This is a genomic window from Actinocorallia herbida, assembly GCF_003751225.1.
GTDB lineage: Bacteria > Actinomycetota > Actinomycetes > Streptosporangiales > Streptosporangiaceae > Actinocorallia > Actinocorallia herbida.
This window is the reverse complement of sequence record NZ_RJKE01000001.1, coordinates 7,721,359-7,747,271: the sequence shown is the minus strand read 5'-3', so window position 1 is coordinate 7,747,271 and position 25,913 is coordinate 7,721,359. Positions and strand designations below refer to the sequence as shown.

Genomic DNA, 25,913 nt, shown 5'->3' with positions numbered 1-25,913 from the left:
ATGGGAGATCGGGGCGGGAGCCGTTCGCTACAGTTGCCCGCTATGTCAATGGATCAGCCGGGCGGGCACACGTTCCAGGTCGACCTGCGCGGCCTGGTCGACCTGCTGTCCCACCACCTGTACTCGAGTCCGCGGGTGTACGTCCGCGAACTGCTGCAGAACGCCGTCGACGCGGTCACCGCGCGAAGGCGCGCCGAGCCGGACGCGCCGACCGGGATCACCCTGACCGCCGACGGCACGGGCCTGCGCGTCGACGACCCGGGCATCGGCCTGACCGAGGCCGACGTGCACCGGTTCCTGGCGACGATCGGCCGCTCGGCCAAGCGCGACGAGATCGAGGGCGCCCGCCGGGAGTTCCTCGGCCAGTTCGGCATCGGCCTGCTCGCCTGCTTCACCGTGGCCGAGGAGATCCGGGTCGTGACGCGGTCGGCGGCCGATCCGGCGGCGTCCGCCGTGGAGTGGCGGGCGGCTTCCGACGGCACCTACGAGGTGCGCCCCGCCCACCGGGACGAACCCGGCACCACGGTCTTCCTCACCCCGCGCAGGGGCGCCGAGGACTGGTTCGCGCCCGCCCGGGTGGCCGAGCTGGCGCGCGACTACGGCTCGCTGCTGCCTTTCCCCGTGACGCTCGTGGGCGGCGGCCGCACCGTCGCGGTGTCCGGTGGCGGCGGGGTCTGGGACCGCGCGTTCGCCTCGCCCGCGGAACGCCGCGCCGCCCTGCTGGAGTACGGCACACCGACGCTGGGCTTCGCGCCCCTCGACGTCATCGAACTCGACGTCGCGCTGGCGGGCGTGCGCGGCGCGGCCTACGTGCTGCCCGGCCCCGCGGGTCCGGCGGACACCGGACGGCATCGGGTCTACCTCAAGGGCATGCTGCTCGGCGACGCGGTGACGGGCCTCCTGCCGGACTGGGCGTTCTTCGTCAGGTGCGTCATCGACACCGACACGCTGCGGCCGACCGCGTCCCGTGAGGGGCTGTACGAGGACGAGACGCTCGCCGCGGTACGGGACGCGCTGGGCGCCCGGCTGCGGGACTGGCTGACGGGCCTGGCGGCCCAGGAGCCGGACCGGCTCGCCCGGTTCCTCGCCGTGCACAGCCTCGGCGTCAAGGCGCTGGCCCGGCACGACGCCGACCTGCTCACCATCATGCTGCCGTTCCTGCGCTTCGAGACCACCGACGGGCCGGTGGCGCTCACCGAGTTCGTCAGGGGCCGCGACGTGGTGCATGTCGCCCCGACCGTCGAAGAGTTCCGGCAGGTCGCCGCGATCGCGTCGGCGCAGGGGCTCGGGGTGGTGAACGGCGGCTACACCTACGACGACGAGCTCGTGGCGCTGCTGCCCCGGGTGCTGCCCGGCACCGTCGTGCGGGAGCTGGGCGCCGAGGCCGTCACCGCGGCCCTCGACCCGGTGGACGCCGCCGACGAGCTGGCCCTCGCGCCGTTCCTCACCGCAGCCCGCGCCGCGCTCGATCCGCTGGACTGCGACGTGGTGCTGCGCTCCTTCGCGCCCGCGGCGGTGTCCGCGCTGCACCTGGACTCGCGCGAGGCCCGGCAGGAGCGGGCTCGCGCCGACGTCGAGGCCGAGTCCGACGACCTGTGGGCGGAGATCCTGGGATCGCTGAAGGCCACCGCGCCCCGGACCCGGCTCGTGCTCAACCACCGCAGCCCCGCCGTCCGGCGGCTCGCCGCGATCGCCGAGCCCGGCCTGCTCACCGCGGCGGTCGAGGCGCTGTACGGGCAGGCGCTGCTGATGACGGGCCGGCCGCTGCGGCCGGCCGACACCGCACTGGTCAACCGGGCGTTCGACGCCCTGCTGGGCTGGGCCGCGCGCACCGCGGGCCCCGAGGGAGGACGGGCATGACCGTCGAGGAGATCGCACGCGCGCTGGAGGGGACCGGCGCGCTGCGCGGCCGCCAGCGCCTGGAGCGGCTGGAGCGGCTCGCCGAGCACGCGCGGGCCTGCCCGTCGCGAGCGCTGGAGGCCGACGTCCTCATCGCGCTCGCCCAGGCCCACGAGTACTCCGCCGAGCGGGCCAGGCTCCCGGTCGTCATCGGCCGCCTGCTCCAGCTTCTGGACGCGCACGGGGCCGAACTCCCCGGGCTGGACCGGAACGTCTACTGGAACCTCAAGTGGATGACGTCGGCGCTGATCAACAACCCGGCGGTGCCCGTCCCGACGGTCCTGCGGTGGATGGACGAGCTGGAGCGCAGGTACCGGGAGCGCGGCATCAGCCTCCGCCCGGCGCACGGCCTGCGCGGGCACCTCGCCCAGATGGGCGGGGACGAGGAGGCGGCGGCCCGGCACTTCGAGGCCTCGGTCGCGGCGGTTCGCGACGAGTACGCCGACTGCCACGCCTGCGAGAACAACGCGCTGGGGGACTGGCGGGCCTGGCTCGGCGACGACACCGGGGCGCTGCGGTACTGGGCCCCGCTCCTGGACGGCGAGCTGACGTGCGCCTCGGAGCCGCACGCGACGCTCGGGCAGGCCCTGCTGCCCCTGGTGCGCGGGGGCAGGGCCGAGGAGGCCCGCTCGGCGCACCTCAGGGGCTATCCGATGGTCCGCAGGGCCGAGAACCTGCGCGGCCCGGTCGGCTGCCACATCGAGTTCTGCGCGCTCACCGGCAATGAAGGGCGCGGGCTGGAGATCCTCGCAGAGCACGCCGAGTGGCTGACCTTCAGGGGCGAGGACGCCAGGCCGCGACTGGAGTTCCTGACGGGCGCGCTGGTGCTGCTGCGTCGCCTTGCCGTGCTGGGCCTCGCCGACCTGCCGCTGGCCGACGGGACGGTCGGTTCCGTCCTCGCCGAAGCAGAGCCCGAGACCCACGGGCTCGCGGGCCGTTTCGACGCGCGGTTCGGCGGTGACCGCTGGGCGCGCGGCCTCGCGGCGCGGCTCGCCGCGGCACCGCTGCTGGAGAGCCTGCCCCTGGGCACCCGCACGCGCCTGCCCGCGCCCGTCCCCGACCCCGCGCCGGTCCCGGCCGTCGGCGCCGACCTCGACGCGCTCGTGGCCGAGGCCCGCCGGATGTCCGACCTGCGCCACCCCCGCACCGACGCCGCCTGGGAGCGGGTCGCCGCGCTGCCCCACGGCCCGGAGATCGCGCTCGAAGTGCGGATGCAGCGGGCCAAGTCCGCCGGAACGGTGGCCGCCGTCGCGGACCTGCTTCCCGACCTGGAAGACCGGCCCGCGCTGCGCGCCGAGGCGCTCGCCGTCCTGTCCGTCGCGCTCGTCCGCGGCGGCGACCTGGCGGGCGGGACCGAGGCGGCCGGGGAGGCCGCGGCCACCGCCGAAGCGCTGTGGAGCGACGGGGTCCTCACCCCCGAGCAGTACCTCGCGGCGCGGCGCGCGGTGCCGTTCGCCGTCCTCAACGCCATCGACCTCGCCGACCCGGCGACGGGCGCGCACGCCCTGCACGTGCTCGTGCGGGAGACCGCGCTCGCCGAGGATCTCGGCGTCCCCTCCCGGGTCGCCCAGTACCTGGAGATGTCCGGCCGCGTCCACGCCGGGCTCGGCGACGTCGCCGAGGCGCTGCCGTACGTGGAGGCGGCCCGGGAGGGCTACCTCAAGGCGGGTCAGCCCTGGTTCCTCGCCGGCCCGGCCCACCTCCTCGCGCAGGTCGCGCTCGAGGAGGACGACGCGGCGCGCGCGGAGGCTCGCGTCGCCGAGGCGCTCCGGCTCGGCAGGGCGGCGCTCGGCCCGGAGGATCTGGCCCGGACGGCGTCGCTGCTGGTGGAGTGCCTGCTGAGGCAGGAGGGCCGGGAGACCGACGCGATCGCGGCCGCGCTCGACGCCGCCCACCTGTGGGAGGGCGTGCACGAGCCCGACCACGTGCACAACATCTGCCACGCGGCCCGCGCCTACCTGCGGCTGGACCGGCCCGGGGAGGCCGTCGGCCTGTTCGAGCAGGTCGCCGACCGCTTCGAGGTCTCCTACGAGGAGATGTCGCTGGCGCTGACCCGTCGGCAGTACGGCGAGGTCCTGCGCCGGACCGGGGACCACCGGCGCGCGGCCGAGCAGTACCTCGCCGCCGCCGCGGTGGCCGCCGCCATGGAGGGCCAGGCCGAGCTGGAGGGCGACCTCGCCTGGTACGCCGCCGAGGAGCTGGACAACGCCGGGCTGCGGCCGGAGTCGCTGGCCGCCTACCGGCGGGCCGCCGCGCTGTGGCGGGACCTGGGCGCCTTCGACGCGCGGGTGCGCTGCCTGCGCGCCGCGGCCTGGGCGGAACTCGCCCTCGACGAGGGGCCCGAGCCGGGCGCCCCCGAGGCCGCCGGCCCCGCGGCGATGAGCGCGGTCCTGGCCGAGGTCGAGGCGCGGGCCGCGGCGGAACCGTCACCCGAGCTGGACGAGCTGCTCGCGGACACCCGCGGGCAGCTCGCCGCGATGCTCACGATCCCGGAAGGGGAAGCCGGGTAGTCAGCGTGGTGCCGGTGGTCGGGCGGGACGCGATCGTGAACGTCCCGCCCAGCTCGGTCGCCCGCTCCCGCATGGAGGTGAGGCCGAGCCCGGAGTTCGGCTGCCGGGGCAGGCCCCGGCCGTCGTCGCTGATCACCAGTTCCAGGTGGGTCGTGGTGCGGGTGAGCCGGATCTCGGCGCTGGTGGCGTGCGCGTGCCTGCGCACGTTCGTCAGGGCCTCCTGGACGATCCGGTAGACGGTCACCTCGAGGACGGGCGCCAGCTCGCCGAGGTCGTCGGCGGCCACGTCGACCCGGGGCTCGGGGAGGTCCGAGGCCAGCGCCCTGACCGCGCCGAGGAGGCCGAGCCGGTCCAGCGCGGGCGGGCGCAGGCCGTGCACGAGCTCCCGGATGTCGCCGATCGCCTCGGTCATCCGCTCCCGCAGGGCCGTCAGGGACGGCTCGACGGCCTCGGGATCGGTGGTCAGCCTGACCCGCGCGGTGTCCACCGACAGGGCGAGCGCCGCGAGGGTGGGTCCCAGGCCGTCGTGCAGGTCGCGGCTGAGCCTTCGCCGCTCGGCCTCCCGGGTGTTGATCACCGTCTCCTGGGAGACGCGCAGCAGCCGGACGGTGTGCGCGAGGTCGGCGACATGCCGGGTGAGCACTCCGACGAGCCGGTGGTCGGCCCTGCCGCGCCCGTACAGGAGGAGCCTGCCGATGGGCTCGCCGTGCCACACCAGCGGGACCTCCTTCGGCTTGTCGGCGAGCAGCCCGTCGGTGTGCACCACCGATCCGTCGATCTCCACCGCGACGCCCGAGACGCCGAGGCCGCGGCGCACCGACCGGACCGCCGCCCCGAGCGCGGCCGACGGGTCCTCGGCCCGCTGGACGGACCTGCTCAGCCGGTCGGCGAGCCGGTAGGGGTCGCGTTCGATGCCGAGCATGAGGTCGACCGACAGCTGGACCCTGCTGCGCACCGGCTGGAACAGCGCGCCGACGGTCAGCGCGCCGAACAGGCCCGCGGCCTGGGTGGCCACGGCCAGGCTCACCACGAAGATCAGCCCGAAGTAGACCGCGCCGAGTATCACCGTGAGGGTGGCGTAGACCAGGGTCCGGTTGACGATCACGTCGAGGTCGTAGAGCCGGTACCGCAGGATCGCGACGGCCAGGGCGACCGGCACGAGGGTGACCGCCGTGCAGGTGAGGGTGGCGAAGAGCCAGAACGGGATCTCCTTCCACAGCATGTCGGCGAATCCGGCGATCGCGGTGCCGAGCAGCGGGTAGGCGATCAGCGCGATCTGCCGCCGCGCGATCGGGTCGCCCGCCTTGAACCTGGCGGCCAGTGAGCCGATCGCCAGGAACGCCACGGCGACGGTGATCGGCTCCATGACGTGCGGGTGGATCCAGTCGAGCCGGCCCACGAACGCCAGCCCGAACGGGTTGACCGCAGGGTACGGCCCGACCCGGAAGTCGACGGGCCGCAGCCATGCGTACAGGACGTTGTAGGCGATCAGCGCCACCGACAGCCACAGGACCGGCCGCCACCGGCGCGAGGGCGGCTTCCCGTCGGGGAAGAGCAGCGACACGATCATGAGGAGGGGCAGGAACTCGACGAGGAACAGCCAGCTCGCCGTCCAGCGCAGCAGGACCGCGCCGGGCCAGCCCTCGATGAGGGCGAGCCGCGACAGCGGGATGAGCAGCCAGTAGGCCGCGGCGAAGAGCCCGATCACCCAGAGCAGGCGGCCGACGACGAGGCCCGGCCGCCGGCTCAGCAGGAACGCGCCGAACACCGGGTAGAGCACGCCCATGATCACTTCGGGGCGCCAGGACTGGCTCGTCCGGTACTCCGCGGGCGCCTCGAACCGGAACCAGTACGCGAGCAGCACGAACAGCGGACCGGCGAGCGCGCCGGACCACAGGAGCGTCCTACGTGCCAAGGCCGGCCTCGCGCGCCAGCACGATCGCCTGGGCACGGTCCGCCACGTGCAGCTTCATGAAGATGTTCGACACGTGATTGCGGATGGTCTTGGGGGACAGGAACAGGATGCCCGCGATCTCCCCGTTGTTCCGGCCCTGGGCGATGAGTTCGAGCACCTCCCGCTCCCGGTCGGTCAGCTCGGGGAAGGCCGATTTGCGGGGGTCGGGCATGTCGGTGAAGTAGGTGAGGACCCTGCGGGCGATCTCCGGCCCGTAGATCGCCTCGCCGGCGGCGACCGCGCGCACCGCGCGGGCGATCTCCTCGGCGCCGGACTCCTTGAGCAGGTAGCCGCGGGCGCCCGCGCGCATGGCGGCGAACACCGAGTCGTCGTCGCGGAACATGGTGAGCACGAGGACGCCGATGTGGGGGCTCGTGCGGGTGATCGTGCGGGTCGCCTCGATGCCGTTGCCGCCGGGCATGTGCAGGTCCATCACCACGACGTCGGGCTGGACGTCGTGCGCGAGCTGGACCGCGGCCGGGCCGTTCTCGGCCTCGCCGACCACGCCGATCTCCAGTGCCTCCAGCAGGGCGCGCAGGCCCTGCCGGAACATGGGGTGATCATCGGCGATGATCACGCGGATGTCATCGGACACGGGGGTTATCCTCCGGGAGCTTGGTGAGGGGGAGCCTCGCCACCACGGCGGTGCCGCCGCCGGGTCGCGGGCCGATGGTGCACACGCCGCCGACCTCCGCCGCGCGTTCCCGCATCGCCGCGATCCCGGCGCCCTCCGAGGCGCCCGGAACGAGACCCCTTCCGGGGTCGGAGACGACGAGGTGGACGGCCTCGGGGCCGCGCTGCAGCCGCACGGTCGCGGTGGGGGCGAGGGAGTGGCGCCGGACGTTCGTCAGCGCCTCCTGGACGATCAGATAGGCGGCGACCTCGACGGCGGCGGGAAGGTGGCCGAGGTCGTCGGTGATCCGGACCCGCACCATGACCCCGTCCGCGCCGTCGGCGAGGCCGTGGATCGCACCGGCGAGTCCCAGGTCGTCGAGGGCGGGCGGGCGCAGCCCCGCGACCAGGTCCCTGATGTCCCCGACGGCGCCGGCCAGCCGCCCGCGCAGATCGGCGAGCAGCGGGCCGACCTCCTCGGGTCTGCGGGCCAGGGTGATCCGTGCGGTGTCCAGGGCCATGGCGAGGCTGGCGAGGGTGGGTCCCAGATCGTCGTGCAGGCTTTGGCGCAGCCGCCTCCGCTCCTCCTGGACGTCCGCGACGATCCGGGCGCGGGAACGCTGGAGGGCGCCCGCGCGGTCGTCGCCGGGCGAGGCCCGCAGCCGGGTCACGGTGACTCCGGCCGCGAGCCCCAGGAGGAACGCGCAGAGCGCGGTGAGGCCGACCATGGGGGAACTCTCCCGGATCGGACGCGGTCGCGACAGGGACGGGTGTCCCGGATCAGGCGGGCTTCTCCACGTCGGGACGCATCTGCCGCATGACGTTCGACAGGTCGTTCCAGGTCATCAGCGGGGTGCCGCTGGTCATGGAGTCGACGTCGGGCATGACCGTGAGCATGCCGAGCGTGGAGCCGGTCGCCCAGTAGCAGAACGGGAGGGTGACGGTGCCCGCGGTGATCTCGGCGCAGCCGGCCGAGCCCGCGCCGCCCGCGTCGGTCTCGTGGATGGTCACCGCGGCGCCGCCGCTGGACATGCCCTGGGTGAAGTCGTCCTCGTGCAGGCCGTCGCCGGTGACGCCGGTGAAGATGACGTCGGTGCCGTTGACGTCGTAGGTGGCCGACACGACCGTGCCCGCGCCGGCGAAGGCGCCCTGGTAGGGGTTCGACTCGGAGGAGGTGGCCTTCGGGTAGCCGCCCGCGCTCTCAGGGGCGCTCAGCGTGTACTTGTCGCCGCCGAGGCCGCCACCGCCGTCGCCGCCCGACAGGGCCATGATCGCGACCCCGAGGAGGACGACCGCCGCGACGCATCCGGCGAGGACGATCACGACCGCCTTGCTGCTCAGCCGCTTGGGCGGCCCGGGGGGCGCGCCGAAGGGCTGCGGGCCGCCGAACGGCGGAGGGGTGCCGGGGGCGCCGAAGGGCGGCGGGGTGCCGTATCCCTGGGGCTGCGGCTGGCCGTAGGGCCCCGGGGGAGGGGTCGGCTGGCCGTAAGGCTGCTGAGGCTGGCCATAGGGCTGCTGGGGCTGTCCGTAAGGCTGCTGCGGCGGCTGGGGCCCGCCGTAGCCCGGGCCCTGAGGCGGGGGGTTCCAACCACTCATGTGCTTCTCCAGTGCATTTTCGGCTTTGATTCCGTAGACGCATTCTGTCGCATCGTGGTTCGGATGTCCGCTGGCAGACCTCTTCCGCCCTGGGCAAGGGTTGACAACCCGTAGAATCGGGGTTCGTGACCGAGTCCCAGTTGCCCACCCAATACACCCCCGCCGATGTCGAGGGCAGGCTCTACGAGCGCTGGACCTCCGCGGGCCTGTTCGAGGCCGACGCGGCGCGCGACGCCGAAGCCCCGGCCTACACCATCGTCATCCCGCCGCCGAACGTGACGGGATCGCTGCACATGGGCCATGCCCTGGACCACTCCATCCAGGACACCCTCGTACGGCGCCGGCGCATGCAGGGGTACGAGGCGCTGTGGCTGCCGGGCATGGACCACGCGGGCATCGCGACCCAGAACGTGGTCGAGCGCGAGCTCAAGAAGGAAGGGCTCACCCGGCACGACCTCGGCCGGGAGGCGTTCCAGGAGCGCGTCTGGAAGTGGAAGGCCGAGTCCGGAGGCCGGATCCTCGGCCAGATGCGGCGCCTCGGCGACAGCGTCGACTGGTCCCGTGAGCGGTTCACGATGGACGAGGGCCTGTCCCGCGCCGTCCTGACGATCTTCAAGCGCCTCTACGACGACGACCTGATCTACCGGGCCGAGCGGATCATCAACTGGTGCCCGCGCTGCCTCACCGCCCTGTCGGACATCGAGGTCGAGCACAGCGACCGCGAGGGCGAACTCGTCTCCATCCGCTACGGCGACGGCGACGCCTCGCTCGTGGTCGCCACCACCCGGGCCGAGACGATGCTCGGCGACACCGCGGTGGCCGTCCACCCCGACGACGAGCGCTACACGCACCTCGTCGGCACCCAGATCGAGCTGCCGCTGACCGGCCGCAGGATCCCGGTCGTCGCCGACGAGCACGTCGACCCCGCGTTCGGCACCGGCGCGGTGAAGGTCACCCCCGCGCACGACCCGAACGACTTCGAGATCGGCCGCAGGCACGGCCTGCCGACCCTGGTCGTGCTCGACGAGCACGCCACGGTCATCGCCGAAGGCCGGTTCTCCGGGCTGGGCCGCTACGAGGCGCGCGCCGCGGTGGTCGAGGCGCTGCGCGAGGAAGGCCGGATCGTCAAGGAGGTCCGCCCCTACGAGCACTCCGTCGGCCACTGCCAGCGCTGCCAGACCGTCGTCGAGCCGCGCGTGTCGCTCCAGTGGTTCGTGAAGGTCGGGCCGCTGGCCAAGGCCGCGGGCGACGCCGTCCGCGACGGCCGCGTCCAGATCCAGCCGCCGGAGCTGTCCTCCCGCTACTTCGCCTGGGTCGACAACATGCACGACTGGTGCATCTCCCGGCAGCTGTGGTGGGGCCACCGCATCCCGGTCTGGTACGGCCCCGACGGCGAGGAGCGCTGCTTCGGCCCGGACGAGGAGATCCCCGAGGGCTGGACCCAGGACGGCGACGTCCTGGACACCTGGTTCTCCAGCGCGCTGTGGCCGTTCTCCACCCTCGGCTGGCCCGACCAGACCGCGGACCTCAAGCGCTTCTACCCGACCTCCGTCCTGGTGACGGGCTACGACATCCTGTTCTTCTGGGTCGCCCGGATGATGATGTTCGGCCTGTACGCCATGGACGGCGTCGAGCCCTTCAAGGTCATCGCCCTGCACGGCATGGTCCGCGACCAGCACGGCAAGAAGATGTCGAAGTCGTTCGGCAACGTCGTCGACCCGCTGGACTGGATCGACCGCTACGGCGCCGACGCGACCCGCTTCACGCTGCTGCGCGGCGCCAACCCGGGCGGCGACGTGCCCGTCGCCGAGGACTGGGCGCAGGGCTCCCGCAACTTCGTCACCAAGCTGTGGAACGCCACCCGCTTCGCGCTGATGAACGGCGCCCACACGACGGGCCCGCTGCCCGAGGCCGTCTCCACGACCGACGCCTGGGTGCTGTCCCGCCTCCAGACCGTCATCGCCGACGTCGACAGGTACATCGAGTCCTTCGACTTCGCCAAGGCGTGCGAGACCCTCTACCACTTCGCTTGGGACGAGGTCTGCGACTGGTACCTGGAGCTGTCCAAGGTGCCGCTCGCCGAGGGCGGCGTGGCCGCCGAGACCACCCGGCGCGTGCTGGGCGAGGTCTTCGACCGGCTGCTGCGCCTGCTGCACCCGATGACCCCGTTCGTCACCGAGGAGCTGTGGACCGCCCTCACCGGGCAGGAGACCGTGGTGCGCGCGCCGTGGCCGGTCGCCGACCCCGCGCGGGCGAACGCCGGGGCCGAGGGCGTCGTCGCCTCGCTCCAGCGGCTGGTCACCGAGGTCCGCCGCTTCCGGTCCGACCAGGGCCTGAAGTCCGGGCAGCGGGTCACCGCGGCGCTGGAGCTCGCGGGCAGCCCGCTGGCCGCCTACGAGGAGCAGATCCGCTCGCTGCTGCGGCTGACCGTGCCCGAGGGCGCGTTCACCGCGACCGCGTCGCTGCCGGTCGAGGGCGTGGTGGTCAAGCTGGACACCGCGGGCGCGATCGACGTCCCCGCCGAGCGGGCCAGGCTCACCAAGGACCTTGCGGCGGCCCGCAAGGAGGTCGCCCAGACGTCCGGGAAGCTCGGCAACGCCGACTTCGTCGCCAAGGCGCCCGAGGCCGTCATCAACAAGAACAAGGCGCGGCTGGAGGCGGCCGAGGCCGACATCGTCCGGCTGGAGGCCCAGCTCGCGGCGCTGCCGAGCGGCTGACGCGCACCGCCTCTGAGGCCCGGTCCCGCGCTTGCGGGGCCGGGCCTCAGGCGTCTGCCGGGGCCTTCTCAGCGCGCTCTCATCGAGCGCTCAGCGGTGCCTCAGGGCGCGGTTGCACGGTGGACAGCGCCCTGCCATAGGTCCCCGGACCGGCCGGGTCCACCGACCCCGCGGCCCCCGGCCGCGGACCGACTCTTCAGGGGGAAGAGATGAGCGAGGAGCGTCCCGTGCAGGCCGACCCGAACGCCGACACCGCGATCCAGCCGCAGGTCACCGAGCCGGCCGAGGCGGCTCCGGCCGTCGAGGCGGTCCGGCCCGAGCCCGTCGGCGTCCCGGCGGAGCCCGTCGCGCAGGATGCGCCGCAGGAGGCGGCCGCGAACGCGGCGTGGAGCGTGCCCGCGGAGGCGGGGACCCCGCAGCAGGACCCCTTCCCGCAGCCGCCGTTCGCGCCCGGCTACGTGGTGCCGCCCGCGCCGAAGGAGAGCGCCGTGTCGCGGCTGCTGCGCAAGCCGTGGGCCCACGTGCTCGGCGCCGGGATCATCGGCGGCCTGATCGGCGGTGTGATCATGGCGGGCGCGGTCACCCTCTTCGACGGTGACGACACCGCCGGTCCGGCGCGGGTGTCCCGGTTCGACGACCAGGGCGGCCAAGGCGGCCAGAGCGGGTTCCCGTTCGGCGGCCAGGGCGGCCAGAGCCGGCAGGGCGGCCAGGGCGGCGGCTGGCAGCTCCCCGGCCAGGACGGCACCCAGCAGGACGGGACTCAGCAGGACGGGACCCAGCAGGAAGACCTGCCGCAGGGGGACACCCAGGAGAGCAGCGGGAGCGCGATCACGGGAGGTCTCCAAGGGGCCTGACCCGGGGCCCGACCCGGAACACGGTGGTCCCGGACGCGGGATAGCCTCTCAGTGTGATGGATTATCGGGCCGCCGTAGCGGCGGTCATGGCGCGCGGGGTCGAGTGGGAGTTCGACCCCACCCTGGACCGCATCCAGGACCTCCTGGACCTCCTCGGCGAGCCCCAGCGGGCCTGCCCGGTCATCCTCGTCGCGGGAACCAACGGCAAGTCCAGCGTGGCCCGCATGATCGACGCGCTGCTGACCGAGCGCGGCCTGCGCGTCGGCAGGTTCACCAGCCCGCATCTGAGCGCGCTGCGCGAGCGCATCGCGATCGACGGCGAGCCGCTGAGCGAGGAGCGCTTCGCCGAGGTCTACGCCGACATCGAGCCCTACCTCCAGATCATCGACGGCAAGCACCCGGTGCGCCTGTCGTTCTTCGAGACGCTCACGGCGATGGCCTATTCGGCGTTCGCCGACGCGCCCGTCGACGTCGCGGTCGTGGAGATCGGCATGGGCGGCACCTGGGACGCCACCAATGTGGTCGACCCCGCCGTAGCCGTCGTCACCCCGATCGGGCTCGACCACACCGACTACCTCGGCGACACGATCGAGGACATCGCCCTGGAGAAGGCCGGGATCATCAAGGCGGGATCCGTCGCGGTGATCGCCCAGCAGCCCGTCGAGGCCGCCGAGGTGCTGCTGCGCCGGGCCGCCGAGACCGGGGCGCGGGTCGTCCGCGAGGGCCTGGAGTTCGGGGTGCTCCGGCGCGAGCTCGCCTTCGGCGGCCAGCGGCTCGACCTGCGGGGCATCTACGCGCCCTACGACGAGGTGTTCCTGCCGCTGTTCGGCGAGCACCAGGCCGCGAACGCCGCGGTCGCGCTGGCCGCGGTGGAGGTCTTCGCCAGCGGCGCGCCCACCAACGCCGTGCTGGACCCCGACGAGGTCACCCGCGGCTCCCTGACCGAGTTCGCCAGGGAGGGCGCCGCCGAGGGCGCGCTCGATCCCGAGCTGGTCCGCGCCGGGTTCGTCCGGGTCTCCTCGCCCGGCCGCCTCGAAGTGGTGCGGACGGGCCCGACCGTCATCCTGGACGCCGCGCACAACCCGGCCGGGATGGCCGCGACCGTGCGCGCGCTGTCGGAGGCGTTCGGGTTCAACCGGCTGATCGCGGTCGTCGCCGCGGCCGCCGACAAGGACGTCGAGGGCATGCTCGAAGAGCTGGAGCCCATCGTGTCCGAGGTCGTGGTGACGGTGAACTCCTCGCCCCGGTCCATGCCGGTCGCCGATCTCGCGGAACTGGCCGGGAGCGTTCTGGGAGCCGAGCGGGTCCGCGCCGCCGAGCGGCTGGACGACGCGATCGACCTCGCCGTCGGACTCGCCGACGAGGAAGGCGAACTGGGCGGCGCGGGAGTGGTCATCACAGGGTCGGTCGTGACGGCCGGCGACGCACGAGTGCTGTTGAGGGTGAAGTAGATGCGACGGATGCTGGCCACGATCCTCACGTGTGAGGCGATCATCTTCGGCCTGTCGATCCCGGTGGCGATCTCGGTCGCCGACGTGGACGGCAAGACCGCGGGGATCGTCGGCGGGGTCCTGGTCGTGCTGTGCCTGGCGCTCGCCGGGACGCTCGGGCGCCGCTGGGGCGTCCCGCTGGCGACCGGTTTCCAGGCCGTGGTGATCGCGCTCGGCGTCGTGGTGCCGACGATGTTCATTCTCGGTGTGGTGTTCAGCGCGCTCTGGGCTTATGCGATTTGGCTCGGACGGAAGTTCGAGGGGCGTCCGGTCGGCTAAATTCGTCGTTTCCGGCGGCGTCTCCGAGCGGTACGACAAATGCCAGCAGTGCGAGAATAACCGACAGTTCGGAAATAACAGTTCGGTCCGAATTCTTCTGTCGGAGTCGCCGGTGCGATTCGACAGGAGCCGATGTTGTCCTCTTCCGCCCGCGCGCGAAACGGCGCCGGGTTCGCCGTCGCGGCCGCGGTCTGCCTCGCCGTGCCCGCGGCCGCACTCACCGTCCCGAACGCCGTCGCGTTCGTCGCCGACCCGGCACTCGCCGAGTTCGGTGGCGGGCCCGTCGGGCTGGTGCAGGCCGCGGGCGCGGCACTGCCCGCGCTCGTCCTGACCGTCCCCGGCGCCGCCGTGCTCGTCCGGCTGCGGCCGCCCGGGCCGCTGCTGGCCGCCGGCCTCGCCGCGCTGCTGCTCGGCGGACTGCTGGCCGGGCAGGCCGGCAGCACCTGGGCGCTCGGCGCCGCCCGCGCCCTCGCGGGCTGCGGCGCGGGCCTCGCGCTCGCCGCGGCCGCCGCCCTCGCGCTGCGCCAGCGGTCGCCGCTGCCGACCGCGGTCTTCTCCGGCACCCTCGTCGCCGGGCTGCTGCTGGCCATGCCCGCGGTGCTCCGCGCGATCCCCGACCGGCCCGAGGACTGGCGCGAGCCGCTCACCGGGCACCCGTGGGCCGCGGCCGCCGCGCTGCTCGCCGCGCTGCCCGTGCTCGCCCTGCGCGGGGTCCGCGCCCCGGTCCCGCTGCCCGCCGCCGAACGGGCCCAGCTGACGCTGCCGCTCGTGCCCGCGGCGGGCCTCGCGTTCCTCGCGGTGCTCGCCGTCGAGCGGGCGTGGGCCCCGGGCGTCAACCTGATCGTCGCCGCGCTGGGCCTCGCCGCGCTCACCGGCATGGCGCTGGCCGCCGGACGCGACGCCTCGGGACCGCTCGCGCCCGGACCGGTCCTGCTGCTCGTCGGGGTGCTCGTGCTGCCGGTGAGCGCGCCGCTCGCGGGGCTCACCGCCACCGCCCGCGGCGTCGGCGCGACCGAGCTGTGGCCCTTCGGCGCGGGCGCGTTCGCCGCGCTCGCCGCCGCCCTGTCGACCGTGCCCCTCGACGCGCGGGGCGCGCGCACCGCGGTCGGTGCGGGCTGCGCGCTGATGGTCGGGGGGACCGGCCTGCTGCTCGCCTACGACCCGCTGTCCGGCGGCCCGCTGCTGGGCCCCGCGCTGGTCTCGCTCGCCGGAGGCGCAGGGCTCGCCCTCGCCTCCTCGCTGCGCGACGCCCCGCCCGGCGCCTTCGGATTCGGGCTCGCGCTGTGCTTCCCCGCGCTGCTGAGCGGCAGCCTCATCGCCGGGTCGCTCCAGCTCGCCGGTCTCGGCCACGCGGGCGCCGGAGACGGCCCGCTGGACTCCCTCGCCTCCGCCCAGCGCGCTTGGACGGCGACCGCCCTGGGCCTCGCCGTGGCCGCGACGTGCCTGGTCCCGGCCGTGCAGGCCGCGGCCCGGCGCCGGGACGCACAGGACACCGATAGGCTTTCCCACCTACCCACCTGATCTGAACAACACTGGAGAACACAGTCGTGTCCGAGCGCACCCTGATCCTGGTCAAGCCCGACGGCGTCCGCAAGGGCCTGGTCGGCGAGGTCCTCTCGCGCATCGAGAACAAGGGCCTGAAGCTGGTCGCGCTCGAGCTGCGCACCCTGACCCGCGACGTCGCCGAGGACCACTACGGCGAGCACCGCGAGCGTCCGTTCTTCGGCGAGCTCGTCGAGTTCATCACCGGCGGCCCGCTCGTCGCCCTGGTCGCCGAGGGCCCCCGCGCCATCGAGGCGTTCCGCGCCCTGGCCGGTGCGACCGACCCCGTCAAGGCGGCCCCCGGCACCCTGCGCGGCGACTTCGCCCTCGAGATCGGCGAGAACATCGTGCACGGTTCCGACTCTCCCGAGTCCGCCGCGCGCGAGGTCAAGCTGTTCTTCCCCGAGCTGGGATGAGCCGCGGCGGGACTCCCGCCGCGCGATACGCACCCGCGAACGCACCGTCCGCCGTATGATCGGCGCGCGGTGCGTTCGCGTTTCCGGTCGTGTGGTTCCGTTTCGCTGTGCAATAGTCGAATCACGCGCGGAATTTCCGATGGCGTCCGCGGCCCGGTGACTGCCGCGGTCGTTGCGGTCGCGTTACGATGAACTCGCCGCTCCGACCGTCATCTCTGGTGCCACTGCCAGTAGGAAGGGCCCCCTTTTCTCCATGGGTAACAAGCTGTCGTTCCTAGGCCGTGATATGGCGGTCGACCTCGGTACCGCCAACACGCTCGTCTATCTGCGTGGCCGCGGGATCGTGCTCAACGAGCCGTCCGTGGTGGCCATCAACACCCACACGGGCAAGATCGTCGCGGTCGGGATCGAGGCGAAACGGATGATCGGCCGCACTCCCGGCAACATCGTCGCGGTCCGCCCGCTCAAGGACGGCGTGATCGCCGACTTCGACGTGACCGAGCGGATGCTGCGGTACTTCATCCAGAAGGTGCACAAGCGCCGGCACTTCGCCAAGCCCCGCATCGTCGTCGCGGTCCCGTCCGGCATCACCGGGGTGGAGCAGCGCGCGGTCAAGGAGGCCGGCTACCAGGCCGGCGCCCGCCGCGTCTACATCATCGAGGAGCCGATGGCCGCGGCGATCGGCGCGGGCCTGCCCGTCTACGAGCCGACCGGCAACATGGTCGTGGACATCGGCGGCGGCACGACGGAGGTGGCCATCATCTCCCTCGGCGGCATCGTCACCAGCCAGTCCGTGCGGGTCGGCGGCGACGAGCTCGACCAGGCCGTCATCACCTTCGCCAAGAAGGAGTACTCGCTGATGCTCGGCGAGCGCAGCGCCGAGGAGATCAAGATCGCGATCGGCAGCGCGTTCCCGACCGGCGGCGAGGACGAGCCCAACTACGAGATCCGGGGCCGCGACCTGGTGTCGGGGCTGCCCAAGACCGTCGTCATCTCCTCCGAGGAGGTCAGGCGCGCGATCGAGGAGCCCGTCAACGCCATCGTCGACGCGGTGAAGACCACCCTCGACAAGTGCCCGCCGGAGCTCTCCGGGGACATCATGGACCGGGGCATCGCCCTGACGGGCGGCGGCGCCCTCCTCAAGCACCTGGACGAACGCGTCCGGGAGGAGACGGGCATGCCGATCCATCTCGTCGACAACCCGCTCGACTCCGTCGTGCTCGGCACCGGCAAGTGCATCGAGGACTTCGAGTCGCTGCGCCAGGTCCTGGTGCCCGAGCCGCGGCGCTGATGCGTGACACCGGCAAGAACCGGCTCGTGCTGGGCGTCCTGCTCGTCGCGTCGCTGGTGCTCATCACCCTCGACTTCCGGGGCGGGGAGAACTCCCCGCTGAACGTGCTGCGCGGGGTCGGTGCCGCTGTCTTCGGCCCGCTGGAGCGGGTCGCGGCCGGCGTCGTCCGGCCCGTCGGCAACACCTTCGACGCGATCCGCGACGCGCCCGGCCAGCGCAGCCGGGCCGAGGACCTGGTCAAGGAGAACCAGGAGCTGCGCGAGCAGCTCCGCTCCACGACCGTCGACAAGGGCCGTGCGGCGCAGCTGGAGAAGCTGCTCGGCAGCGCGGGCCTCGGCGGCTACAAGATCGTCGCGGCGAACGTCATCTCCGCGGGCCAGGGCTTCGAGGACACCGTCACCATCGACGTCGGCACCCTGAGCGGCGTCAAGCCCGACATGACCGTCATGACGGGCGACGGCCTGGTCGGCCGCGTCATCAAGGCGGGACCCGCGTCCGCGACGGTCCTGCTGGCCACCGACTCGGCCTCGACCGTCGGCGCCCGGATGGAGACGTCCAAGGAGATCGGCTCCGTCACCGGCACCGGCCGCCGCGGCTTCGGCGTCGGCGCCGCCACGCTCCGGCTGGAACTGCTCGCCCCCGACGCGCGCCTGTCGCCCGGCCAGCGGGTCGTCACCCTCGGCTCCAAGGACGACAGGCCGTATGTGCCCGGCGTTCCGATCGGGGTCGTGGACCGCGTCGAACAGACCCCGGGAGCCCTCACCCGCACGGCCCTGATCCGGCCGTTCGTCCACTTCTCCGGCCTTGACGTGGTCGGCGTCGTCGTCGCGCCGCCCGCCCGGGACCCGCACGACGCGGTGCTGCCGCCCCGGCCGTCCACCCCGTCCTCCTGAGAACCCGCAGGGGAGCTAGAAAAGCGTGCTGAACTCCGCAGAGGAGGCCCAGGGGGTCAAACTCCGGGCCTTCATCGTCATCGTCGCGGCCATCCTCGTGCAGGTCACCGTGGCCAACCGGCTGCCGCTGCCCGGGGGCGTCACGCCCGACCTCGTCCTGCTCACCGTCCTCGCGCTCGCCCTGTTCAGCGGCGAGCGCGTCGGCATGGTCGCGGGGTTCTGCGCGGGCCTCGCGGTCGACATCGCGCCGCCCGCCGACCACACCATCGGGCGCTACGCCCTAGTGTACTGCCTCATCGGCTACGGCTGCGGCCTGCTGCGGCTCGACGTCCAGCGCTCGCCGGTGCTCCCGTTCTTCATGGTCGCCGCGGGCGCGCTGCTCGGCAACCTCGCCTACGCGCTCGTCGGAATGCTGCTCGGCGACCCGCGCACCTCCTGGGAGGCGGTGACGAGCGTGGTGCCGCTGGCCGTGCTGTACGACCTGCTGGCCAGCCCGTTCGTCGTCTGGGCCGTGCTGCGGTTCTCGCGCCGTGGCGAACGGCGCGAGCCGCGCGGCGGCCTGTCGGTGCCCGGGTACGCGCGGTTGGGCAGGCAGTCCCGGTGAACGGGCGGACCCGATCGCGGCTCGTGGTGCTGCACGTCCTGGTGGCGGCGCTGCTGCTCGTGCTGGCCGGGCGCATGTGGGTGCTCATGGTCGTCAACGGCGAGCACTACCGGACCGTCGCCGCCGAGAACCGCACCCGCGACATCGTCGTCCCCGCCGTCCGCGGCTCCATCCTGGACGTCGAGGGCCGCCCCCTGGTCCGCAACCGCACGGCCCTCGTGGTGTCGGTCGACCTGACCGTCCTCGGCAGGCTGCCCGACCGGGGCAAGAGCGTCGTCGCGGAGCTGGCGAAGGTGCTCGGCACCACGCCGGAGGACCTCCAGCAGCGGACCCGGCTGTGCTCGCCGACCGTCCCGCGGCCGTGCTGGCCCGGCTCGCCCTACCAGCCGATCCCCGTCGACGACAGGGTCACCGCCAAGGAGGGCCTCCAGATCCTGGAGCGCCAGGAGGAGTTCCCCGGCGTCATCGCCCAGGTCCAGGCGGTGCGCGAGCACCCCGAGCCGGACGGCGCCAGCGCAGCCCAGACGCTCGGCTACCTCCAGCCCATCACCCAGGAGGAGATGGACCAGCGCGAGGGACTGCGCGTCACCGGGTTCGCGGGCGTCGACCTCATCGGCCGCGACGGCCTGGAGGCCACCTACGACGCGGACCTGCGCGGCAGCCCCGGCGTCCGCAAGGTGAACGTCGACGCGCGGGGAAGGGTCACCGGGATCGCCGGCGAACAGGCTCCGGTGCCGGGCTCGCACCTGGTCACCAGCATGGACGCGGGCGTCCAGGCCGCGGTCGAGAACGCGATCGCCGAACAGGTCGACAAGGTCAAGAAGGCGGGCGGCAAGCCGGCCGCGGCGGGCGTCGTCCTGGAGGTGAACACCGGCCGGGTCGTCGCGCTCGCCAGCTACCCCACCTATGACCCCTCGATCTGGACCGGGGGCATCTCCCAGGAGGAGTACGACGCGCTGCTCGGCAAGAAGCGCGGCGAACCGCTCATCTCCCGGGCGATCTCGGGCCAGTTCCCGCCCGGCTCGACCTTCAAGATCTCCTCGGTGGCCGCCGCCGTCAACGACGGCAACTCGCTGAGGGGCACCTACGACTGCCCCGGCTCCTTCATGGTCGGCGACCGGGCGTTCCAGAACTTCGAGGGCCAGGGGCACGGCCCGATGAGCCTGCACACCGCCCTCGTGGTCTCCTGCGACACGATCTTCTACAAGTTCGCCTACGACGCCTGGCTCAAGGACGGGTCCACCAAGCCGGTCAAGAACCCGAAGGACCCGATGGTCGGCATGGCCAGGAAGTTCGGGTTCGGCACCAGGACCGGGGTCGACCTGCCGGGCGAGTCCCCCGGCCGCATCCCCGACCGGACCTGGAAGAAGGACTACTGGGCGGCGACGAAGACCGAGAACTGCAAGCGGGCCAAGACGGGCTACCCCGAGGTCAGCAGCCCCACCCGGGCCGCCTACCTGAGCGCGATCGCCAAGGAGAACTGCCTGGAGGGCTTCGTCTGGCGGGCCGGCGACGCGGCGAACTTCTCCGTCGGCCAGGGCGACGTCCTGGTCACCCCGCTCCAGCTCGCCCGCGCGTACGCGGCCATCGCCAACGGCGGCACCCTGGTCACCCCCCACGTCGGGACCGCCCTGGTCCGCCCCGACGGAACCGTCGTGCGGCGGATCGAGCCGAAGCCCGCGGGCAAGCTGCCCGTCGACGGCAAGACCATCACCTACATCCGCAAGGCGCTCGCCGAGGTCACCACGCAGGGCACCGCGGCGGGGGCCTTCGGCGGCTTCCCGATGGACAAGGTCCACATCGCGGGCAAGACCGGCACCGCGGAGGTCTACGGCTACGACGACACCGCGTGGTTCGCCTCCTTCGCGCCCGCGGAGAAGCCCGAGTACGCGGTCGTCGTGATGGTCACCGACGCGGGCACCGGTGGCGCGTTCGCCGCCCCGGCCGTCCGCAAGATCTACGAGGCGATCTACGGGCTCGGCGGCGTGAAGGCGTCCCTGCCCGACGGCCACCTCCCGACGAGCCTGCCGGAGGTGGCGCCATGAGCGCCGGGTACGGAGCGGCGCGCCAGCCCTGGCCGCAGCGGCTGACCGAGCACAGGTCACTCCTCCGCCGCCTCGACTGGGGCCTCATCGTGCCGGTGATCGCGCTCGGCGTGATCAGCTCGCTGTTGGTGTACTCCGCGACCCGGGCCGGACTGCGCGCCGACCCCGAGGCGTTCCTCAAGAAGCACGTGCTGAACCTCGCGATCGGCGCGGTCCTGTACGCGGCCGTCGCGGTGTGCGACTACCGCCTCCTGCGCGCCTACGCGCCGATCCTCTACGGGCTCTCGATCGTCGGCCTCATCGCCGTCCTGACGCCGCTCGGCGACACCGTCAACGGCTCGCACTCCTGGATCGTCATCGGGGGCGGCTTCCAGGTGCAGCCGTCGGAGTTCGCCAAGGTCGGGCTCGTGGTGCTGCTGGCGATGATCCTCGGTGAGCCGCGCGACGGCGAGGTCGGGCCCGGCCGCAAGGACATCCTCATCGCGCTCGGCCTGGCGGGCGCGCCCGCCGCGCTGATCATGCTCCAGCCCGACCTCGGCACCACGATGGTGCTGTGCGTCGTGGTGATCGGGATGCTCGCGCTGTCGGGCGCCTCGAAGATCTGGACCGTCGGGCTGGTCGGCGCGGGCGTCGCGCTGGCCGTGGGCGCGATCATGGCGGGGGTGCTCAAGGCCTACCAGATCGCCCGGTTCACCGCCTTCGTCGACCCGACGGCCGACCCGCGCGGCGCCGGATACAACGCGGCCCAGGCCAAGATCGCGGTCGGGTCCGGCGGCCTGTTCGGCAAGGGCCTGTTCCACGGGGAGCAGACCACCGGGCAGTTCGTCCCCGAGCAGCAGACCGACTTCATCTTCACCGTCGCGGGCGAGGAACTCGGCTATCTCGGCGGGCTCGTGATCGTCGCGCTCATCGGGGTCATCCTGTTCCGCGGCCTGCGGATCGCCGCGCACGCCAGCGACCCCTTCGGCACCCTCGTGGCCGCTGGAGTGGTGTGCTGGCTGGGGTTCCAGACGTTCGAGAACATCGGCATGTGCATCGGCATCATGCCGATCACCGGCCTGCCGCTGCCGTTCGTCTCCTATGGTGGATCGGCGACGTTCGCCGCGATGATCGCGCTCGGCCTGCTCCAGGGTGTCCACGTCCGAGGCAGGAGCGCCTGAAGCCCGGTAGCCTGGGGTTTTGACCGGGCGTCCCGGAACATCCCCGCGATTCCCGCATTCGTTGATCTTGCCGTGTAACGATCTGGAAGGTCCGTCATGTCTGTTGAGTCGGTGTTCGCGCGGCTCGAGCCGCTGCTGCCGTCGGTGCAGAAGCCGATCCAGTACGTGGGCGGCGAGCTGAACTCCACGGTCAAGGACTGGGATTCGGCCGAGGTGCGCTGGGCCCTGATGTACCCGGACGCCTATGAGGTCGGCCTGCCCAACCAGGGCGTCCAGATCCTCTACGAGGTGCTGAACGAGCGCGAGGGGGTGCTGGCCGAGCGGACGTACTCGGTCTGGCCCGACCTCGAGGCGATCATGCGCGAGCACAAGATCCCGCAGTTCACCGTCGACGGCCACCGCCCGGTCGGCGCGTTCGACATCCTCGGGGTGTCCTTCTCCACCGAGCTCGGCTACACCAACCTGCTGACCGCGCTCGACCTCGCGGGGATGCCCCTGCTCGCCGCCGACCGGCGCGAGGAGGACCCGATCGTCCTGGCGGGCGGCCACGCGGCGTTCAACCCCGAGCCGATCGCCGACTTCGTCGACGCCGCGGTGCTCGGCGACGGCGAGGAGATCTCGCTCAAGATCACCGAGGTGATCCGGGAGTGGAAGCGCGAGGGCCGTCCCGAAGGCCGCGACGGCCTGCTGCACCGCCTCGCGGTGTCCGGCGGCGTCTACGTGCCGAAGTTCTACGACGTCACCTACCTGCCCGACGGCAGGATCCAGCGGGTCGCGCCGAACCGGCAGGGCGTGCCGTGGCAGATCGTCAAGCACACCGTCATGGACCTCGACGCCTGGCCCTACCCGAAGAACCCGCTGGTCCCGCTGGCCGAGACCGTCCATGAGCGCTTCTCGGTGGAGATCTTCCGCGGCTGCACCCGCGGCTGCCGGTTCTGCCAGGCCGGCATGATCACCCGTCCGGTGCGCGAGCGCTCGATCACCACGATCGGCGACATGGTCCAGCAGGGCCTCAAGGCGTCCGGCTTCAACGAGGTCGGCCTGCTGTCGCTGTCGTCGGCCGACCACAGCGAGATCGGCGAGGTCGCCAAGGGGCTCGCCGACCGCTACGAGGGCACCAAGACCTCGCTGTCCCTGCCGTCCACCCGGGTGGACGCCTTCAACATCACCCTGGCCAACGAGTTCTCCCGCAACGGCCGCCGCTCCGGCCTGACCTTCGCGCCCGAGGGCGGCTCCGAGCGGATGCGCAAGGTGATCAACAAGATGGTGTCGGAGGACGACCTCATCCGCACCGTCACCACCGCGTACGAGAACGGCTGGCGCCAGGTCAAGCTCTACTTCATGTGCGGCCTCCCCACCGAGGAGGACGAGGACGTCATGGCGATCGCCGACATGGCCAGACGGGTCATCCAGGCGGGCCGGGACGCCACGGGCAGCCGTGACATCCGCTGCACCGTGTCCATCGGCGGGTTCGTGCCGAAGCCGCACACGCCCTTCCAGTGGGCCGCGCAGGCCGATCATGAGACCGTCGACCGGCGGCTGCGCGCGCTGCGGGACGAACTGCGCAACGACAAGCGGTACGGCCGCGCCATCGGCATGCGCTACCACGACGGCAAGCCCTCGGTGATCGAGGGACTGCTGTCACGCGGCGACCGCCGGGTCGGCGCGGTGATCCGCGCGGTGTGGGAGGACGGCGGCCGGTTCGACGGCTGGTCCGAGCACTTCTCCTACGAGCGCTGGATGGCCAAGGCCGCCGAGGTCTTCGAGGAGGGTCCCGTCGACCTCGACTGGTACACCGTGCGCGAGCGCGAAGAGGTCGAGGTCCTGCCCTGGGACCACCTGGACGCCGGACTCGACCGCGAGTGGCTCTGGCAGGACTGGCGCGAGGCCATCGACGACGGCGCCGAGGTCGAGGACTGCCGCTGGACCCCCTGCTACGACTGCGGGGTCTGCCCGTCGATGGGCACCGAGATCCAGATCGGCCCGACCGGCCGGAAGCTGCTGCCCCTCAGCGTCGTGAACGGCTGAGGAGACCGGTGGGTCTCCGCGGTCTCCTGAGATCGCGGAGACAGGGCGGTTGAGATCCCCGTCACAGGGGAACAGCTCGGGTGGAACCCCGTTCGGGGGACGCGCTGGACAAAGGCGTTCGCCGCGCACCGTACTCTAGGTTCAGACACTCGTTGTACGACGGTGGTCGCATCGAAGGGCGGACCGATGAAAATCGGTCTGATTCGGAGCACCGGGCCGCCGAGAGAGAACGTGCTAGTAGGAAGGACAGACCACTGGCCCCCATGCCGGACGGTCCTGCACCGGCCCCGGTGACCCAGAAGCTGCGGATCCGCTATGCCAAGCGCGGCCGCCTCAGGTTCACCAGCCACCGTGACATCTCCCGGGCCGTGGAACGCGCAGTGAGGCGCGCCGGGATCCCTGTCGCGTTCAGTGCCGGATTCACTCCGCACCCGAAGATCTCTTACGCGGGTGCGGCGGCTACGGGAACGGCCAGCGAGGCTGAGTACCTGGAGATCGGGCTCACCGAGAACCGCGACCCTGCGCGGATCCGGGCCGAGCTCGACGCGGCGCTGCCCGGCGGCCTCGACGTCATCGACGTCGTACCCGCCCGGGTCGGCACGGCCTTGGCCGACCGCCTCGAGGCCTCCGAATGGCTGCTGCGGCTGGACGGCGTCCCTGTGGACGCCGCCGAGTCTGCCGTGGCGGCGTTCTTGGACGCCGAAGTGATCGAGGTGGAACGCCTCACCAAGAAGGGCCGGCGCCGGTTCGACGCGCGCGGCGCGGTAGCCGCGCTGAGCGTCGAGACCACGGACGCCGGCAGCGCAGCGGTCCTGCGCATGGTCGTACGGCACGCCACACCCGCCGTACGTCCGGACGACGTTCTCACCGCCCTCCGCGAAGTGGCCGACCTCGCGCCGCCGTCGCCGCCCCTGGTGACGAGGCTGGCGCAGGGACCCCTGACGGAGGACGGCGGCATCGGCGACCCGTTCGATGGCGACCGCGACCCGGAGCTCTCCGGTGCCGCGGCCCTATCGGCCGCCGGGCCGGACGCCGTCGGCGCCTGAACCTCGTGGCCCCGCCCGTACGGGCGGCGGCCTCCAGGGCAGGGTCTGGCGCAACCGTGAGCCGACCAGGCTCACTGAACAGACTTCGTCGTGGCGACGCCACGACGCCGAGAGAACGGAGAGCTCCTGTGCGGCGCACCCCGAGCCACGCCTGCGGCAAGGCCGCCGGCGCGCCGGGTGCTGCCCGGGAGCCTGACGGGAGACTGCCCGAATGCTCGACAACGACAACGAACCGATCGCTGATGTGACAGAGGATGCGGCCGGAGCACAGGCCGCCCGACGCCGGGCGGCCCGCCCGGCCGGTCCGCCGCCGGAGGACGAGGCCCCCGCCGCGATCACCGCCGCGACACGACCCGCCGTCGCGGCGGCGCCCGTGCCCGCGGCGCTGGCCGCGCCGGTGGAGGTCACGGCTTCCGTGGCGGTTTCCGCGACCGCGGAAGCCGACGAGCCGGTCACCCAGGACGAGCCGCCCGCCGAGACCGACGCGGCGGACGCCGACGTGACCGACGTCGACCTCGCGGCCGCCGAAGCGGTGGCCGCCGAGGAGGAGGCCGCCGCGGCACAGGAAGCCGCCGCCCAGGCCGAGGCCGCCAAGGAGCGGGAGGCCGCCGCCAAGGCCGAAGCCGAGGCGCAGGAAGCCGCTGCTCAGGCCGCCAGGGCCGAAGCCGCTGCGGCGGAAGAGGTCGCTGAGACCGCCAAGGCCGCTGAGGCCGACGAGGTCGCTCGGCCGAGCAGGGCCAAGAGCCGTCCGGCGCGCGCCGCGCGTCCGGCGGGTCCGCCGCCCGAGGTCGAGGAAGAGCCGGTGCCCGTGGTGATCACGGTCGCCGCCAAGGACGCCGCTCCGGCCGCGGCGCCCGCTCCGGTGGAGGCCCCGGCCGCCGAGGAGCCCGCCGCCAAGCCGAAGCGCGCCGTGCGCGAGCGCCGCGCCGCCCGCCCCGCCGGTCCGCCGCCGGAGGTCGAGGAGGCGCCCGCCGTCG

At 73.1% G+C, this 25,913-nt stretch carries 19 protein-coding genes; 15 read left to right on the top strand and 4 right to left on the bottom strand.

Annotated elements, in window-relative coordinates; translation table 11 throughout:
• The first annotated feature begins 42 nt into the window (after positions 1-42).
• Both EDD29_RS35250 and EDD29_RS35245 read left to right on the top strand, forming a co-directional pair.
• On the top strand, positions 43-1,860 hold the full coding sequence (locus tag EDD29_RS35250) for an HSP90 family protein (RefSeq protein WP_123668564.1): 1,818 nt from the start codon (positions 43-45) through the stop codon (positions 1,858-1,860).
• Positions 1,857-4,409, top strand: a complete 2,553-nt coding sequence (locus EDD29_RS35245; protein WP_123668563.1) for a hypothetical protein — start codon at positions 1,857-1,859, stop codon at positions 4,407-4,409. Before EDD29_RS35250 ends, EDD29_RS35245 begins: the two co-directional genes overlap by 4 nt.
• Here EDD29_RS35245 and EDD29_RS47365 read toward each other — a convergent pair.
• Genes EDD29_RS47365 through EDD29_RS35225 form a run of 4 tightly spaced genes read right to left on the bottom strand, consistent with a single transcriptional unit; the run spans position 4,381 to position 8,571 of the window.
• Complete coding sequence (locus EDD29_RS47365; protein ID WP_246053164.1) at positions 4,381-6,324, bottom strand: sensor histidine kinase; 1,944 nt, start codon at positions 6,322-6,324, stop codon at positions 4,381-4,383. The genes EDD29_RS35245 and EDD29_RS47365 overlap by 29 nt on opposite strands.
• Complete coding sequence (locus EDD29_RS35235; RefSeq protein ID WP_281280973.1) at positions 6,314-6,958, bottom strand: response regulator transcription factor; 645 nt, start codon at positions 6,956-6,958, stop codon at positions 6,314-6,316. Before EDD29_RS35235 ends, EDD29_RS47365 begins: the two co-directional genes overlap by 11 nt.
• A complete protein-coding gene (locus EDD29_RS35230; RefSeq protein WP_123668562.1) occupies positions 6,948-7,703 on the bottom strand; it encodes a sensor histidine kinase in 756 nt (251 codons plus the stop codon). Before EDD29_RS35230 ends, EDD29_RS35235 begins: the two co-directional genes overlap by 11 nt.
• Before the next feature lie 52 nt (positions 7,704-7,755).
• Positions 7,756-8,571, bottom strand: a complete 816-nt coding sequence (locus tag EDD29_RS35225; RefSeq protein WP_148086199.1) for a hypothetical protein — start codon at positions 8,569-8,571, stop codon at positions 7,756-7,758.
• 125 nt (positions 8,572-8,696) lie between these two features.
• On the opposite strand from EDD29_RS35225, the gene EDD29_RS35220 reads away from it, so the two are divergent.
• The 13 genes from EDD29_RS35220 to EDD29_RS35160 all read left to right on the top strand — a co-directional run bounded on the left by EDD29_RS35220 (position 8,697) and on the right by EDD29_RS35160 (position 24,936).
• Complete coding sequence (locus EDD29_RS35220; RefSeq protein WP_123668560.1) at positions 8,697-11,288, top strand: valine--tRNA ligase; 2,592 nt, start codon at positions 8,697-8,699, stop codon at positions 11,286-11,288.
• Positions 11,289-11,497: 209 nt separating this feature from the next.
• Positions 11,498-12,142 (top strand): hypothetical protein, encoded by a 645-nt coding sequence (locus EDD29_RS35215; RefSeq protein WP_148086198.1) that lies wholly within the window; start codon positions 11,498-11,500, stop codon positions 12,140-12,142.
• Between the two features lie 56 nt (positions 12,143-12,198).
• Positions 12,199-13,593: a bifunctional folylpolyglutamate synthase/dihydrofolate synthase gene (locus EDD29_RS35210; protein ID WP_123668558.1), complete on the top strand. Its 1,395-nt coding sequence runs from the start codon at positions 12,199-12,201 to the stop codon at positions 13,591-13,593.
• A complete protein-coding gene (locus EDD29_RS35205; protein WP_123668557.1) occupies positions 13,594-13,911 on the top strand; it encodes a DUF4233 domain-containing protein in 318 nt (105 codons plus the stop codon). It abuts the gene before it with no gap.
• A gap of 132 nt (positions 13,912-14,043) precedes the next feature.
• Positions 14,044-15,432: a hypothetical protein gene (locus EDD29_RS35200; RefSeq protein WP_148086197.1), complete on the top strand. Its 1,389-nt coding sequence runs from the start codon at positions 14,044-14,046 to the stop codon at positions 15,430-15,432.
• Positions 15,433-15,458: 26 nt separating this feature from the next.
• A complete protein-coding gene (gene ndk, locus EDD29_RS35195) occupies positions 15,459-15,869 on the top strand; it encodes a nucleoside-diphosphate kinase (protein WP_211360105.1) in 411 nt (136 codons plus the stop codon).
• A gap of 253 nt (positions 15,870-16,122) precedes the next feature.
• Positions 16,123-17,160, top strand: a complete 1,038-nt coding sequence (locus EDD29_RS35190; RefSeq protein WP_123668554.1) for a rod shape-determining protein — start codon at positions 16,123-16,125, stop codon at positions 17,158-17,160.
• Positions 17,160-18,053, top strand: coding sequence for a rod shape-determining protein MreC (mreC, locus tag EDD29_RS35185; RefSeq protein WP_123668553.1), 894 nt, complete (start codon positions 17,160-17,162; stop codon positions 18,051-18,053). The genes EDD29_RS35190 and mreC overlap by 1 nt, the downstream gene beginning before the upstream one ends.
• Before the next feature lie 25 nt (positions 18,054-18,078).
• On the top strand, positions 18,079-18,657 hold the full coding sequence (gene mreD / locus EDD29_RS35180) for a rod shape-determining protein MreD (protein WP_123668552.1): 579 nt from the start codon (positions 18,079-18,081) through the stop codon (positions 18,655-18,657).
• Complete coding sequence (gene mrdA / locus EDD29_RS35175; RefSeq protein WP_123668551.1) at positions 18,654-20,702, top strand: penicillin-binding protein 2; 2,049 nt, start codon at positions 18,654-18,656, stop codon at positions 20,700-20,702. The genes mreD and mrdA overlap by 4 nt, the downstream gene beginning before the upstream one ends.
• The gene (gene rodA / locus EDD29_RS35170) at positions 20,699-21,862 is read left to right on the top strand and encodes a rod shape-determining protein RodA (protein WP_123668550.1); all 1,164 of its coding nucleotides are present in this window, start codon (positions 20,699-20,701) and stop codon (positions 21,860-21,862) included. The genes mrdA and rodA overlap by 4 nt, the downstream gene beginning before the upstream one ends.
• Before the next feature lie 96 nt (positions 21,863-21,958).
• Entirely contained in the window at positions 21,959-23,890 is a 1,932-nt protein-coding gene (locus tag EDD29_RS35165; RefSeq protein WP_123668549.1) for a TIGR03960 family B12-binding radical SAM protein, read from the top strand.
• 263 nt (positions 23,891-24,153) lie between these two features.
• Positions 24,154-24,936 carry a TIGR03936 family radical SAM-associated protein gene (locus EDD29_RS35160; RefSeq protein ID WP_123668548.1) on the top strand — a complete coding sequence of 261 codons (783 nt, stop codon included), beginning with the start codon at positions 24,154-24,156 and terminating at the stop codon, positions 24,934-24,936.
• Positions 24,937-25,913 lie beyond the last annotated feature (977 nt).